Annotated in this window: 13 protein-coding genes; 5 read left to right on the top strand and 8 right to left on the bottom strand. The window is 61.4% G+C overall.

Features of this window, described 5'->3' with window-relative positions; all coding sequences use genetic code 11:
• Positions 1-45: 45 nt before the first annotated feature.
• From ACIN8IBEIGE_RS10930 to ACIN8IBEIGE_RS10905, 6 genes are all read right to left on the bottom strand, one after another.
• Positions 46-2,034, bottom strand: a complete 1,989-nt coding sequence (locus ACIN8IBEIGE_RS10930; protein ID WP_160014639.1) for an acetyl/propionyl/methylcrotonyl-CoA carboxylase subunit alpha — start codon at positions 2,032-2,034, stop codon at positions 46-48.
• A gap of 158 nt (positions 2,035-2,192) precedes the next feature.
• Positions 2,193-2,990, bottom strand: coding sequence for an enoyl-CoA hydratase/isomerase family protein (locus tag ACIN8IBEIGE_RS10925; protein ID WP_160014638.1), 798 nt, complete (start codon positions 2,988-2,990; stop codon positions 2,193-2,195).
• Between the two features lie 198 nt (positions 2,991-3,188).
• Positions 3,189-4,346 carry a citronellyl-CoA dehydrogenase gene (gene atuD, locus ACIN8IBEIGE_RS10920; RefSeq protein ID WP_160014637.1) on the bottom strand — a complete coding sequence of 386 codons (1,158 nt, stop codon included), beginning with the start codon at positions 4,344-4,346 and terminating at the stop codon, positions 3,189-3,191.
• Positions 4,347-4,365: 19 nt separating this feature from the next.
• Complete coding sequence (gene atuC, locus ACIN8IBEIGE_RS10915) at positions 4,366-5,982, bottom strand: geranyl-CoA carboxylase subunit beta (protein WP_160014636.1); 1,617 nt, start codon at positions 5,980-5,982, stop codon at positions 4,366-4,368.
• 4 nt (positions 5,983-5,986) lie between these two features.
• Entirely contained in the window at positions 5,987-6,856 is an 870-nt protein-coding gene (locus ACIN8IBEIGE_RS10910; protein ID WP_160014635.1) for an SDR family oxidoreductase, read from the bottom strand.
• A gap of 2 nt (positions 6,857-6,858) precedes the next feature.
• On the bottom strand, positions 6,859-8,658 hold the full coding sequence (locus ACIN8IBEIGE_RS10905; RefSeq protein WP_160014634.1) for an acyclic terpene utilization AtuA family protein: 1,800 nt from the start codon (positions 8,656-8,658) through the stop codon (positions 6,859-6,861).
• A gap of 242 nt (positions 8,659-8,900) precedes the next feature.
• Between ACIN8IBEIGE_RS10905 and ACIN8IBEIGE_RS10900 the strand changes: the two genes are divergently transcribed.
• The 3 genes from ACIN8IBEIGE_RS10900 (at position 8,901) to ACIN8IBEIGE_RS10890 (ending at position 11,313) form a co-directional block, all read left to right on the top strand.
• On the top strand, positions 8,901-9,524 hold the full coding sequence (locus tag ACIN8IBEIGE_RS10900) for a TetR/AcrR family transcriptional regulator (RefSeq protein WP_160014633.1): 624 nt from the start codon (positions 8,901-8,903) through the stop codon (positions 9,522-9,524).
• 146 nt (positions 9,525-9,670) lie between these two features.
• Positions 9,671-10,420, top strand: coding sequence for a PhnD/SsuA/transferrin family substrate-binding protein (locus tag ACIN8IBEIGE_RS10895; RefSeq protein ID WP_160016363.1), 750 nt, complete (start codon positions 9,671-9,673; stop codon positions 10,418-10,420).
• 110 nt (positions 10,421-10,530) lie between these two features.
• Positions 10,531-11,313 (top strand): ABC transporter substrate-binding protein, encoded by a 783-nt coding sequence (locus tag ACIN8IBEIGE_RS10890; protein WP_160014632.1) that lies wholly within the window; start codon positions 10,531-10,533, stop codon positions 11,311-11,313.
• On the opposite strand, the gene ACIN8IBEIGE_RS10885 is transcribed toward ACIN8IBEIGE_RS10890, so the two are convergent.
• Positions 11,264-12,022, bottom strand: a complete 759-nt coding sequence (locus tag ACIN8IBEIGE_RS10885; protein ID WP_160014631.1) for a CPBP family intramembrane glutamic endopeptidase — start codon at positions 12,020-12,022, stop codon at positions 11,264-11,266. The two genes, ACIN8IBEIGE_RS10890 and ACIN8IBEIGE_RS10885, sit on opposite strands and share 50 nt — an antisense overlap.
• A gap of 22 nt (positions 12,023-12,044) precedes the next feature.
• Positions 12,045-12,212 carry a DUF2897 family protein gene (locus ACIN8IBEIGE_RS10880; RefSeq protein WP_090387853.1) on the bottom strand — a complete coding sequence of 56 codons (168 nt, stop codon included), beginning with the start codon at positions 12,210-12,212 and terminating at the stop codon, positions 12,045-12,047.
• Positions 12,213-12,393: 181 nt separating this feature from the next.
• Here ACIN8IBEIGE_RS10880 and ACIN8IBEIGE_RS10875 point away from each other — a divergent pair, with 181 nt between their 5' ends.
• On the top strand, positions 12,394-13,698 hold the full coding sequence (locus tag ACIN8IBEIGE_RS10875; protein ID WP_160014630.1) for an ATP-binding protein: 1,305 nt from the start codon (positions 12,394-12,396) through the stop codon (positions 13,696-13,698).
• 1 nt (position 13,699) lies between these two features.
• Positions 13,700-14,611, top strand: a complete 912-nt coding sequence (locus ACIN8IBEIGE_RS10870) for a response regulator (RefSeq protein ID WP_160014629.1) — start codon at positions 13,700-13,702, stop codon at positions 14,609-14,611.
• Positions 14,612-14,654: the final 43 nt, after the last annotated feature.

The following is a 14,654-nucleotide window of genomic DNA, read 5'->3' as shown; positions in this document are numbered from 1 at the left end:
TTGGCGGCGTGATGGTGGATGGGGGACGCGTCATCCACCCTGGGCTCAGGCTTCGCGGGCTTCGATTTCCACCAGCAGCTGACGGTTTTTCACCTGATCGCCACGGCTGACGCCAATGCGGCGCACCACGCCGTCGATGCTGGCCTTGAGCGGGTGCTCCATCTTCATCGCTTCCAGCACCAGCAACAGCTGGCCCTTGCTGACGCTGGCGCCTTCTTCCACCAGTACTTCGACAATTGCCCCGTCCATCGGTGCTTTGACGCTGCCCGAACCGGCGCCAGCAGCGCTGCTGACGGGCAAATGGGTGATATCAGTTAGCTGCAGATTGCCGTTATGGCCGTATAGCCAGAGGTTTTGGCCGTCCAGGTGATAGGCCAGGCGCTGGCGAATGCCGTCCAGCTCCAGGGTGGTCCAGCGGCCGTCGCAGGCCAGCAACTTGAGGCTGACTTGCTGTTCGCCAATTTTGGCTAGCAGGCTGGGCTGTCGGCCGTCTTCCAATACTTCCAGCTCCACGCTGAATTGCTGTTCACCCTGTTTGAGCAGAAAACGCCAGGGTGCGCTGCCGGCATTGCGCCAGCCGGACAGGCCCGGTTGGTGAGCGCGGGTATTGGCCGATTGCTGAAACAGCAAGGCGGCGGCAGCGGCTAATTCGGCAGCTTTAGGCGGTTGCGGGCTAAGGCTCGGGTCATCGGCGAAATGCTCGGCGATAAACGCGGTGGTGGCGTTGCCTGCGGCGAACTCCGGGTGCTTGAGCAGGTTGGCGAGAAAGCGCTGGTTGCCGTTGACGCCCAGCAGCACGCAATCCTCAACCGCCCGCACCAATTTGCGTCGCGCTTCTTCGCGGGTAGCGCCATAGGCGATGACCTTGGCCAGCATCGGGTCGTAGAACGGGCTGATGGTTTGGCCTTCGACCAGGCCATGGTCGATGCGAATGCCGTCGCGTAGCGCCGGCTCCCAGCGCAGGGCTGTGCCGGTTTGCGGCAGGAAATTGTGGGCGGCGTCTTCGGCGTACAGGCGCACTTCCATGGCATGGCCGGTCAGACGAATCTCGTCCTGCTTGAGCGGCAGCGGCTGGCCTTCAGCCACGCGGATCTGCCAGGCGACCAGGTCCTGGCCGGTGATCAGTTCGGTGACCGGATGCTCGACCTGCAAGCGGGTGTTCATTTCCAGGAAGAAGAATTCGCCGCTCTGGTCGAGGAGAAACTCCACGGTGCCGGCGCCGACGTAGTTGACCGAGGCCGCCGCTTTCACCGCGGCTTCGCCCATGGCTTTACGCAGCTCGGCCGTCATCACGGGGCAGGGCGCTTCCTCGACCACTTTCTGGTGGCGGCGCTGCACCGAGCAGTCGCGCTCACCCAGGTAAACGATGCTGCCGTGCTGGTCGCCGAACACCTGGATTTCCACATGGCGCGGCTGGATCACTGCGCGCTCCAGAATCAGCTCGCCGGAGCCGAAGGCGTTCTGCGCTTCCGAACGGGCGGTGCGGATCTGCGCCAGCAGCTCACTGGATTCGTGTACCAGACGCATGCCACGGCCACCACCACCGGCGCTGGCCTTGATCATCAGCGGGTAGCCAATACGCTCGGCCTCGCGGCTCAGGGTTTCGTCGTCCTGGGCGGCGCCTTCATAGCCGGGAATGCACGGCACGCTGGCTTCGAGCATGGCGATCTTCGACAGGCGCTTGCTGCCCATCAGGTGGATGGCTTCCACGGTCGGGCCGATAAATACGATGCCGGCGGCTTCGCAGGCGCGGGCGAACTCAGCATTTTCCGAGAGAAAGCCGTAGCCAGGGTGGATCGCATCGGCGCCGCTTTTCTGCGCTGCGCTGATGATGTTCTCAATCACCAGATAGGACTGGTTGACCTGGGCCGGGCCGATGCAGATGGCTTCATCGGCCAGCTGCACATGGCGGGCGTCGCTGTCGGCTTCGGAGTAGACAGCCACGGTGCGGTAGCCGAGATCCTGGGCGGTACGCATCACCCGGCAGGCGATTTCCCCGCGGTTGGCGATCAGAATTTTGTTGAATGCGGGCATCTTCGTGCTCCTGTGAGTCGAGTCGCGGATTGCATCCGGCTACGGTCTCGGGTTTCGTAGGGTGGATCGCGCTTTATCGATCCACCGCTTGTTGTCTTTCATCACGCGGGTGGATGTGAAAAGCGATATCCACCCCACGGGGCCGTCCACCCGATCCGTTACAGCGCCCACGTGGGCGCGCGTTTCTGTACAAACGCCATGGTGCCTTCGATGCCTTCTGCGCCGGTTACCGCTGCAGCGAACTGCTCGGCGGCGCTGTCCAGCAGCGGGCCGAGGGCTTCCTGCTCGGCAGCCAGCAGCAGCGCCTTGGTCTGCGCATTGGCCTGCGGCGCGCATTGGCGTACTTGGCTGAGCACCTGCTGCAAGCGCACGTCGAGGTGCTCGCTGTCGGCTTCACTGAAATGCACCAGGCCCAGCCGTTCGGCTTCGCTGCCGTTAAAGCGGGCGGCGGTGAGGGCCAGGCGGCGGGTCTGGGTCAGGCCGATTCGCTTGACCACAAAAGGCGCGATCTGTGCGGGCAGAATCCCCAAGGTGGTCTCCGGTAGGCCGAACTTGGCGTCCTGCTGGCAGATGGCAATATCCGAGACGCAGGCCAGGCCGAAGCCGCCGCCCAGTACCGCGCCTTCCAGCACGGCGATCAGCACCTGTGGCGCGTTCTGCGCTTCTTCCAGCAGGCTGCCGAAGGCGCGGTTAAGGCTGCGGTAGGCGTCGCCACCGGCTGCTCTTGCACCGGCCATGTCCTTGATGTCACCGCCGGCGCAGAAATGACCACCGGCACCGCGCAGCACAATGGCGCGTACGTTCAGATCATTGCGCAGGCTTTCCAGCACGGCGCGCAATTCGCTGACCATGGCCAGGCTCATGGCATTGCGGCTGTCCGGGCGATTGAGGGTGATGTGCAGCACGCCGGCATCGAGGCTTAGCAGCAGGGTTTCGCAGTTCGGTAGGTCAGCCATGGCAGGCTCCTTGATGTATTCGCCAGGGGAGGTGGGGTAGGGTGGGGCACGTCTTATCGACCCACCGAGCGGTGCCACGGTGGACGTAGAAGCGACGTCCACCCTACGTTTTTCCGTTCTTAGCCCTTCTTTATGGCTCGCCATCCCTGGCGGCCACCCTTCGGGCCGTCGCTACGCGACGTTAAAAATAGCTCCCGGCTATTTTTTCTTCCCCGGCAGAATGCCCATCAGCTTGCAGATAATGCCCAGCATGATTTCGTCGGCACCGCCGCCGATGCTCACCAGGCGCACGTCGCGGTAGGCGCGGGCTACCGGGTTTTCCCACATATAGCCCATGCCGCCCCAGTACTGCAGGCAGCTGTCGGTGACTTCACGGCCAAGACGACCTGCCTTGAGTTTGGCCATCGAGGCCAGGTTGGTCACGTCGCGGCCGCGTACGTACTGCTCGGTGGCCTGATAAACCAGGGCGCGCAGGCACTCGACTTCGGTCTGCAGTTCGGCCATGCGGAAGTGGATGACCTGGTTGTCGATCAGCGCGTTGCCGAAGGTTTTGCGCTCCTTGCAGTAATCGATGGTGGCGTTGATGCAATGCTCCAGGCCCTTGATCATGTTGGCCGCGCCGAACAGGCGCTCTTCCTGGAACTGCAGCATCTGCATCATAAAACCCGCGCCTTCGTGGCCGATGCGGTAGCGCTGCGGCACGCGCACGTTGTCGAAGAACACCTGAGCAGTCTCCGAACTGCGCATGCCGAGCTTGTCCAGGTGCGGGCTGACCGAGATGCCTGGGGTCTTCATCGGCACCATGATTAGCGACTTGTTGACGTGTGGCTTGTCGTCCGAGGTATTGGCCAGCAGGCAGATAAAGTCAGCGGATGGCGAGTTGGTGATCCACATCTTGCTGCCGTTGATTACGTAGTCATCACCGTCTTTGCGTGCGGTGGTCTTTAGCCCGGCCACATCCGAGCCGGCGCCAACTTCGGAGACGCCGATACAGCCGACCATCTCGCCAGTGATTGCCGGCTTGAGGAACTCTTCACGCAGCTCATCGGAGCCGAAGCGCGCCAGCGCCGGGGTGCACATGTCGGTCTGCACGCCGATGGACATCGGGATGCCGCCGCAGATGATGGTGCCGAACTCTTCGGCCGCGATGATCGAGTAGCTGTAGTCCAGGCCCATGCCGCCGAATTTCTCTGGCTTGGAGATGCCCAGCAGGCCCAGGTCTCCGGCCTTCTTGAAAATATCGTGGATCGGGAAACGGCCCTCTTTTTCCCATTGCTCGACGTGCGGGTTGATTTCCTTGTCGACAAAGTTACGGACCGTGCGGCGCAGCTCTTCGTGTTCTTGGGTAAAGATCATCTTTTTATTCTCCGAAGGGTTACAGGCGGGCTACGCCAAAGGTGTTCGATTTAAGAGGGCGGGCGGCGGCCTCGGCACAGATATCCAGTAGGTAGCCGAGCAGCTTGCGTGTATCGCGAGGGTCGATCAGGCCGTCGTCCCACAGGCTGGCGGTGCCATAGAGTGCGGTGGACTGGCTGTCGAGTTTCTGTGCGGTGACGGTTTCCAGCATATCGAGCATTTTCGGGTCGGCTTCCTTGCCTTCCTTGAGGTGTTTTTCCTCGGTGACGATACGCAGCACCTTGCCGGCCTGGGCACCGCCCATCACGGCGGTCTTGCTGTTGGGCCAGGCGAAGATAAAGCGCGGGTCGAGGCCACGGCCGCACATAGCGTAGTTGCCGGCGCCATAGGAGCCGCCGACGACTATGGTCAGTTTCGGCACTGTGGCGTTGGCCACGGCCTGGATCATCTTCGAGCCGTGCTTGATCACGCCGAGCTGTTCCGACTCGGTGCCGACCATAAAACCGGTGGTGTTGTGGAAGAACAGGATCGGCGTGTTGCTCTGCTCGCACAGCTGGATAAATTGCGCCGCCTTGGCCGCGCCTTGCGGGGTGATCGGACCGTTGTTGCCGATAAAGCCGCAGGGCTGGCCTTCGATCTGCAAGTGGCCGCAGACGGTCTGGTTGTCGAACTCGTTCTTGAAGTCGAGAAAGGCCGAGCCGTCGGCGATGCGGGCGATGATTTCGCGTACGTCGTAGGGCTTCTTGGCATCTGCCGGGACTAGGCCGAGCAGTTCTTCAGCCGGGAACAGCGGCTCGCTGTAGACCTTGGCTGGGCGTGCCGGCAGTTGGGCGTTCCACGGCAGCATGGCGAGGATTTCACGAGCGATGCGTACGCCATCGGCGTCGTTCTCGGCCAGGTACTCGGCGGTGCCGGCGACCTGGGCGTGCATCTCGGCGCCGCCCAGTTGCTCATCGGTGGCGATTTCGCCGGTGGCAGCTTTCAGCAAGGGGGGACCTGCGAGAAACATCTTGGCCTTACCGCGTACCACCACCACATAATCCGACAGCCCTGGCTGATAGGCCCCGCCAGCGGTGCTGGAGCCGTGCACCACGGTGATCTGTGGCAAGCCCATGGCCGACATGCGCGCCTGGTTGGCAAAGCCGCGCGCGCCTTCGACAAAGATGTCGGCGGCATAGTTGAGGTTGGCACCGCCACTTTCGGTCAGCGCCACCACTGGCAGTTTGTTCTCGAAGGCGATCTGCTGCAGGCGCAGGGTTTTCTTCAAGCCGGTGGGGGAGATGGTGCCGCCCTTGATCGCGCTGTTGCTGGCGGTGACCAGGCAGCGCACCCCGGCGATATAGCCGATGCCGGAAATGATCCCGCCGCCGGCCTGGGTGCCGTCCTTGTCATCGTGCAGTTTGTAGCCGGCCAGCGACGACAGTTCGAGAAACGGCGCGCCGGGGTCGAGCAGCAGATTCAGGCGTTCACGCGGCAGCAACTGGCCGCGCTTTTCAAATTTGGCCTTGGCTTCAGCAGCCTTGTTCAGGCAGTTCTGTTCGATTTGGCGAAAGCTGGCCACGGCCGCGAGCATGGCCTCGCGGTTGTTGGCGAAGTCCTCGCCATGTACATCGATTTCGGATTGGATAACCGGCATGGCGTTACTCCTCGCCCTTGAACACGTCAGGCATATACGCCCGGTGGAAGCCGTTATAGGTCTCGCTGTTTTTCGCCTTGCCCAGGGTCCAGGCGCGGGTGCCCTGGCTGGCGGCGCCGTCGATGCGGATGGTGTTGCCGCTGATAAAGTTGGCACCCGGCGTGAGGAGGAAGACGATGGCCGCGGCCACTTCCGATTCGCTGCCGATGCGTTGCAGCGGCACGTGATCCTTGAGGTTGCGGATCATGTTTTTCATCGACTCGGGGTAGGTGTCCATGCCGCTGGAGGCGATCCAGCCCGGTGCCACGGCGTTGACCCGCACCCCGGCGTGGCCCCATTCGTAGGCGGCGGTCTTGGTGAAGTTCTCCATACCGGCGCGCGCCGCACCCGAATGGCCCATGCCCGGCATGCCGCCCCACATATCGGCGAGCATGTTGACGATGCTGCCGCCATGTTTGCTCATGCTTTGCAGGAAGACTTCCTTGGCGATCAGAAAACCGCCCACCAGGTTGGTGCGCACCACGGTTTCGAAGCCTTTCTGGTTGATGCCGATCAGTGGCGCGGGGAACTGGCCACCGGCGTTGTTGACCAGGTGATGAATCTGCCCGCGTTCGGCTACCACGGTTTTCACCATGGCCTTGACGGCCTCTTCATCTCGGATATCGCATACCTGAAAACTGGCGCTGCCGCCGTCTTCGATGATCTCGCCGCAGGTGGTTTCGAGCTTTTCCAGCTTGCGCCCGACCAGCACCACATGGGCCCCCAGATTGGCCAGTTCATGGGCGGTGCAACGGCCGATGCCGCTGCCGCCGCCGGTGACCATGATGGTCTGGCCGCTAAACAGGCCGGGTTTAAACACCGAGTCGTAGCTCATTGTTATTGTCCTTGTTCGAGGCTAGCGGCCAGCGCCTTGGGCACCGGTATCGGGAATTCCAGCAACTGTTGGGCGAAGGCCTTGCCTTGCGGGTCGATGCGCAGGGAGGCGACGCCGCCGCCGCCCAGGGCGTTCTCCAGCAGGAAGTTCAGGCTATGGCTGCCGGGCAAATACCAGCGGCTGACCTTGCCGGTTTGCGGGTCGAGCGCGTGCTGCATCCATTCGGCCACGGCTCCCTCGGTTAGCGCAGCGGCGATCCAGGCCAAGTACTCGGGCTTTCTGGCCATTACACCAATGTTGCTGTGGTTGCCCTTGTCGCCAGAGCGCGCTACGGCCAACTTGATCAGCGGTACGCAGGCGTCGGCCTGGCCGCTTGGCTGCGGGGCGGCGATATCGGCAGCAATCTGCGAGCTGTCCAGCACCGCGATCTGCGGCAGTGCGACCGAGGTACGTTCGCCGCCTATTTCCACTTCGAGTGCGCAGGCGCTTTTGTTGGCGAGAAAGCTGAACAGGCGGATTACCGGGTAAACCGTAGGGCGGCCGCCGACGATGCCAGTCAGACCCGGTGCCATGCCGGTGGCCGCCTGGGCGATTTCGCGGGAGAACAGCACCAGCGCTTCCTTCTTGGCATGGCGCACGGCGATCTTGATCACGACCTCGCGGGTGTCGGTGCGCTGGCCACGCGGGCCGTAGGTGGCTTCGCTGCCCAGTAGCTCGATGCTGACTTCCTTGTACGGACCCCAGCCGCGCTCGGCGAACATTTCTTCGGTCTTGCTGATGATCGCCTGGCTGACGCGCCGGGCTTTCTTCACTGCATCGATACCGGCCATCAGACAGCTGGCGGTGCAGCGGAAACCGTCCGGGTAGGTGGCACTGACTTTGTACTGATCAGTCGGCGGCAGGCCGCGTGCACCCTTCAGCTCCACGCGGTTGTCGCCGACCTGGCTTAGTTGCACCTGGGTGAAATCGCAGAGCACATCGGGCAGGTAATAGGCCCGTGGATCGCCGATCTCATAGAGCATCTGCTCGCCCACGGTAAAAGGCGTGACCAAGCCGCCGGAACCTTCCGGCTTGGTCACGACAAAGCTGCCGTCGGCCACCACTTCCACCACCGGGAAGCCGATGTGTTCGTAATCCGGCACGCTTTCCCAGTCGGTGAAGTTGCCGCCGGTGCACTGCGCGCCGCATTCGATGATATGCCCGGCCAGCGCGGCCTGAGCCAGCTGGTCGTAGTCGCTCCAGCTCCAGCCAAACTCATGCACTAGGGCGGCGCTGACCACGGCGCTGTCGACCACGCGGCCGGTGATGACGATATCCGCACCGAGCTTCAGGGCTTCGACGATACCCGGCGCGCCGAGGTAGGCGTTGACCGAGACGCAGAAGGGCGGCAACGGCGCGCCGCTGAACATTTCCACGGTGCCGGCCTTGGCCAGTTCGCCGAGTTTTGGTTGCAGGTTGTCGCCATGCAGTACGGCAATCTTCAGATTGACCCCGGCTTGTTCACAAGCAGTGGCCAGGGCAGCAGCGCAGGCACTGGGGTTGACCCCGCCAGCGTTGCTGATTACGCGGATGTTCTTGGCGGCGATGTCCTGCAGCAGCGGTGCGAGGGCTTCCACAAAGTCAGTGGCGTAGCCGGCGTCCGGCTTCTTCATCCGCGCCCCGGCCATGATCGACATGGTCACTTCGGCCAGGTAATCGAATACCAGGTAATCCAGTTCGGTGCCCTGAACCAGCTGGGCGGCGGCGGTGCTGGTATCGCCCCAGAAGGCAGAAGCACAGCCGATGCGTACGGTTTTAGTCATTTGAAGAGGTCCGCAACACATGAATAAGATGACTCAGAGGCTACCAAGCAAGCGCTTGGTTGAAAAGCCCTGCGGTGAATCTTTCTAACCGAAAGTGTGGCCAAGCGCTTGCTTGGTTGGCTGGCGCAGCATAAATTTCACTAATAACGACAAGCACTTGGGTAAACCAGTTGAGAGCCAGTGTGCAATGGCAGGCTGGATCGCCTGGCCCGAGGCATAAAGAGAGTTGGAGAGTACTTAGCGTGGATGATCAACAAGCGCAGGCGGTGATGCAGCAACTGGTGGCCAGCGGGCAGATCACCGATCCGGACAGCGCACGCGGCAAACTGCTGCAAACCGCAGCGCACCTGTTTCGCAGCAAGGGTTATGAGCGCACCACGGTGCGTGATCTGGCCAGTGCCGTGGGCATTCAGTCCGGCAGCATCTTTCATCACTTCAAGAGCAAGGACGAAATCCTGCGTTCGGTGATGGAAGAGACCATTCGTTACAACACCGCGCTGATGCAGGCCTCGCTGGCCGAAGCCAGCGATCTGCGCGGCCGCGTGCTGGCGCTGATCCGCTGCGAGCTGCAATCGATCATGGGTGGCACCGGTGAGGCCATGGCCGTGTTGGTGTATGAATGGCGTTCGCTGTCGGAGCCAGGGCAGGCGTTTATCCTTGAACTGCGCGACCACTACGAACAACTCTGGCTGCAGGTGCTGGACGAGGCGAAGGCAGCCGGTTACTTCAAGGCTGATCCGTTTATCCTGCGTCGCCTGCTGACTGGCGCGCTGAGCTGGACCACCACCTGGTTCCGCCCGGAAGGTCCGATGACCCTTGATCAGCTGGCCGAAGAGGCGCTGTCACTGGTGATCAAGGACGCCTGAGGAAATTAAGCTACTCTGAAGTGGCACATTGATAGTATTTTGGCGCCAAAGGATTACGAGCGTTTCAGGTTACGGAAGATGTCGCTGCGTTTTGCTCTGAGGTTCGCTGCTTGGCCACCCTGTTACGAGGTTTGCTGCTCGGGTTGATGCTTTCTGCGGTATGCGTTGCGCAGGCTGCGGAAGAAGTGCGAGTGGGGGCCTATCATTTCCCGCCTTATGTGATTAAACCGGAAAGTGAGCGCCCTGGTGGCCTGCTACCGGAGTTGTTGCAGGCGCTCAATCAACTGCAAAGCGACTACCGCTTTACCCTGGTTGCGACCTCGACCATGCGCCGCTACCGCGATCTGCAAAGCGGCCGTTTCGACCTGATCCTGTTTGAGTCTCCGGCCTGGGGGTGGCAGGACACTGCGCATGCCGCGCTGGATCTGCATATCGAAGATGCCGAAGTCTATGTTGCACGCCTGCAACCGGGACGTGACGAGCGCTATTTTGATCAGCTCCAGGGCAAGCGCATGGCGCTGTACAGCGGCTATCACTACGGCTTTGCCGGGTTCAACTCGGACAAGCAGTTTCTCACCGATAGATTCAATGCGGTGCTGACCTACTCCCACGACAGCAACCTGATCATGCTGCTGCGTGGCCGGGCCGATGTAGCGGTGGTCACGCGCTCTTACCTGCGCGCCTACCAACAGCGTTACCCGGAGCAGAGCAGCGCCTTGCTGGTTTCCCAGCGGGTTGATCAGGTTTACCAGCACCAGGCGTTGTTCCGCCCTGAGTCTGCGCTGCAGCCGCAAGCCTTTGCCGAACTGCTCAAACAACTCAATCGCGACAAGCTGCTGGATAAACTACTGGGGCGCTACCATTTGCGTGACGCATCGGTGCTGATAAAAGACTGAAAATGCTCTGTTCGGTCAGATTTGCCTGAGTTAGGCTGCAGTTACTCGAAAAATAGGGAAATTGGCGTCAAATGGGATTCATCAGGCGTGGGGTAAGCAGGTTTTTCGGCATGAGTCTGGCGCTGCTGCTGGCCGGGCCGCTTCTGGCTGCGCAGGAAGTGCGCGTGGCCGCTGTAGATTTTCCACCGTATGTGTTTAAAGCCGAGCAATCCCATACCACCGGGTTACTTGACGAGTTGGTTGCCGCGCTGAATCAGGCCCAGACTGACTATCGCTTTGTTTTGGTGCCAACTGCGGTTAAGCGACGCTTTCGTGACTTTGAGCAACAACGCATTGATTTGGCTGTCTTCGAAAACCCGGATTGGGGTTGGCGGGATGTTCAGCATGTTGCGTTGGATATGTACCTGGAAGATTCTGAAGTGTTTGTTGCCCGCGCTGAGCCGGGCCGTAATCAGCGCTATTTTGATTCGTTCGAAGGCAAGCGCTTAGCGCTCTACCATGGCTATCATTATGCCTTTGCTAATTTCAATGCCTCTCCGGAATACCTGAGCACGACCTTCAACGCCACCCTGACCCATTCCCATGACAGCAATCTGCTAATGGTGCTGCACAAACGGGCTGAAATTGCCTTGGTGACACGTTCTTATATTGGTGTCTTCCTCGAGCGCAATCGGCAATACGCTGGACAACTGCTGGTATCCGAACGCGTCGACCAGCGCTATCGCCATCAAGTCTTGTTGCACCCGCAGGCGCCTATAACGCCTGATCAGTTTATGGTTTTGTATGGAACGCTGCGCAATAACGGTCAGCTGGAGAAGATTTTCAGCCGCTATCAGGTCGCCGTCATCCCACCCGCAGCGGATAACTCAATAGCAGCAGATGTAGCAAATTGACCGCCCCATGGAGGGCGATAGCCAGGCTGATCCGCCCGCTGAAGTGGAAGATCAGCCCATAGCCCAGGCCAGCAATCCCGGCGACTACGGCAAATAACGGGCTGAAGGGCAGATGCACGGCAGCGAACAGCAGCGTCGTCATGCCAATTCCCGCACCGGCACCGAGCCAGCTGACCAGTCGGCTTTGCAGCAAACCACGAAACAGCAATTCTTCGGCCAGCACGGCCACTCCCAGATTGACCGCCAACCACAGCCAAAGCCCGTCTGGCCATTTCGGCTGCCAGCCGACCAAACCCAGCGCCAATGCCAGCAGCGGTACAACGAGCAACGTCAGTGCGGCGGTGAGCCAGACGTTTTTTGACAGTGCTTTGCTCGGTGTCTTCTGCCCCAGCCACCAGGCCAGTAGTGTGACGCCGACCAGCAGCTTGTCCCAGGACAAGCGCAGAGCGTAGGGTGCGGCATCGGCACTCAGTTGGCGCGGCGACCACAGCGGTGTAGCGCTAAACCCTGGAACCAGGTGCGCAGCAAAGCTGATGCAGGCCAACAGGCTTAGCCCAGCCCACAGCGCACTGGGCAGGTATTTGTCGGCAACCAGCAGTAATGCGCAGAGGGCAGCGCCGGCGGCCAGCCCCGCCAGCTGGATATAACCCAGGGCAAACCCACTGGCCAGGCACAGGGCAGGCAGCAGCAGGCGCAGATGCAATGGCATGGTACGTCCTTGTCGGTTGCGGTTAAGGCTCGCGGGCGTCCTTGGCTTCTTGCTCAAGCTGGCGTTGGCGGATCTTCTCCAGCTGTTCCTCGCTTAGCGGCAGCGGTTTGGCAGTGCGTAGCAGCACCATCAGGCCACCCACAATGGAGCCCAGCACCAGAAGCATCAGCAGCCAGATATACCAGGTCATAACACCGTCCTTGCAGAGTTGAGCGGCCACCATAGCGCGCGGCGGCCGGCAATTAAACGGTAACCGTGTTCCGGTGGGGTAGCCCAGCGCTCGGGCTCTGGAAATGAGTGTGACGACTGTCACACGGCAGCAACTTGGCGCTGGTTGAATGGCGGCTTTCCAACGCACAGGGAGTCTGCCCATGACCACTGCCAGCGCGCTTACGCGCTTGCTCAAGCCGGTTACGCCGTTGGCTGCGGACATGAGCATCGCAGATGTGGCGGATCGGCTGCTGACGCCGGAGCTCAAGGCTTTTCTCTCGCTGCCGATTGTCGATAGCGCCGGTCGGCCGCTGGGCCTGGTCAGTCGCACCACCTTGCAGGACATCTTTATGCAGCGCTTCGGGCGCGACTTGCGTGGCCGTCACGCGGTGCAAGAGGTGATGAATGCGGCGCCTCTGGTGGTCAGTCTGGACACCAGCCTGGAGGACGCCGCCAAGCAGATCACCGGGCAGCTGCAATACCCAATCACCGAGGACTTTATCCTGGTCGACGCCCAGGGCCTGTATCGCGGTCTGGGCACCGTGCTCGATCTGCTCAAGGCCATGGAAGCGCGCATCGCCCAGCGCAATCTGGTGCTGCGCAAGGCCTTGGTTGAGCTCAAGGAATCGCAGACTCAACTGGTGCAGTCAGAAAAGATGGCCTCGCTTGGGCAGATGGTCGCCGGCGTCGCCCACGAACTGAACACCCCGCTGGGTTATGTGAAAAACAACGTGCAGCTGCTGCGCGAACTGAGTACGCCGCTGTTTGAACTGGCCGAGGCGCAGGGCACACTGGGCGACTGCCTGAACGATCCGAGCTGTGATGAGGCGCGTCTGGCCATGGCCCTGGAGGCCGCCGCCGAGGCCCGCACCAAGGCTGCACCGGAACTGTTGGTGGAGGACTTTACCCAACTGTTCAGCGACACCCTGTATGGCCTAGAGCAGATTGCCGAACTGGTGGTCGGGCTGAAGGACTTCGCCCGCCTGGATCGCGCCATGAGCGAGGAGGTCGACCTCAATGAGTGCATCCGCAGCGCCCTGGTAATTGCCCGCAATGGCATCAAGGACAAGGCTGAAACCATCCTGCAACTGGGCGAGCTGCCGCGTATTCCCTGTGCGCCGTCGCAGATCAACCAGGTGCTGCTCAACCTGCTCAACAACGCCGCCCAGGCCATTGATGGTTTTGGTCAGATTCTGGTGAAAACCTGGGCCGAAGACAGTGCCGTGTGCATTTCCGTGCAGGATTCCGGGCGTGGCATGCCGCCTGAGGTGCTGGCGCGCATCTTCGATCCGTTCTTTACCACCAAGCCAGTGGGTCAGGGCACCGGGCTGGGGCTATCGATCAGCTACAAGATCATCCAGGACCACGGCGGACAGATCCGCGCAGCGTCCGAGCCCAGGCGCGGTACGCGCTTTCTGATCCGCCTGCCGCGCCCGCAGGCGCTGCCACTACAACGGAGTGCCTGATATGAGCGAGCCGATTCGTATTCTGTTTGTCGACGACGAAGAGCGCATTCTGCGCAGCCTGGCCCTGCAGTTTCGCCGCGAGTATGAGGTGCTGACCGAGAGCGACCCGCGTCGCGCCCTGGAACGGCTGAGAAGCGAGCGTGTGCAAATAATCGTCAGTGACCAGCGTATGCCGCAAATGAGCGGCGCCGAACTGCTGGCCCAGGCACGTGAGATTGCTCCCGATACCCTGCGCATTCTGCTGACTGGCTACTCGGACCTGGATGCAGCCGTGGAGGCGCTCAACAGTGGTGGCATCTTCCGTTACCTGACCAAGCCCTGGGACCAGCAGGAAATGGCCTTTACCTTGCGCCAGGCCGCGCAGATTGCCGCGCGCCAGTTGCAGACGCCGAAAGCGTCTGCAGCTATACCGCAGGCGGCGCTCAATGTGCTGCTCCTGGATGAGGATGCATCGACCCTGGATGTGGTGGCAGAGTTCTGCGTGGCCGGCGGTCATCGCCTGCTGCGCGCGGCATCGCTGAGCGACGCCGTGATGCTGCTTAACAGCCAGCCGATTGATCTGTTGATCAGTGACCTGCAAGTCGCCGGGGAGGACACCGCGCCGCTGCTGAAAAGCCTGGCCCAGGCCCATCCGCGTCTGCTCAGTCTGGTGGTGACGCCGTTCTGCGATACCCAGGCGCTGCTCAAACTGATCAACGAGGCGCAGATTTTCCGTTACCTGCCCAAGCCGATTCGTCGTGGCTTGTTCGACAAGGGCTTGTTGGCAGCGGCCGAACAGGCGCAGATCTGGCGTGCGCAGCCGGCGCAGGTGGTCACGCGACTGGCGCAGCAACCTGTTGATGATCGCGAACGTGAGAAAGTCGGCAGTTTGTTGGGCATGCTCGGACGTTTGCGTGAACGCCTGATTGCCTGAATGAATCCCGCTACTGCGCCTTTTGCGGCGTAGCAGCGGGGCG

Source organism: Pseudomonas sp. 8BK (genome assembly GCF_902506475.1).
GTDB classification, from domain to species: domain Bacteria; phylum Pseudomonadota; class Gammaproteobacteria; order Pseudomonadales; family Pseudomonadaceae; genus Aquipseudomonas; species Aquipseudomonas anguilliseptica.
Note: the sequence above shows the minus strand (reverse complement) of the source record. Positions and strands in the feature narration are given on the sequence as shown.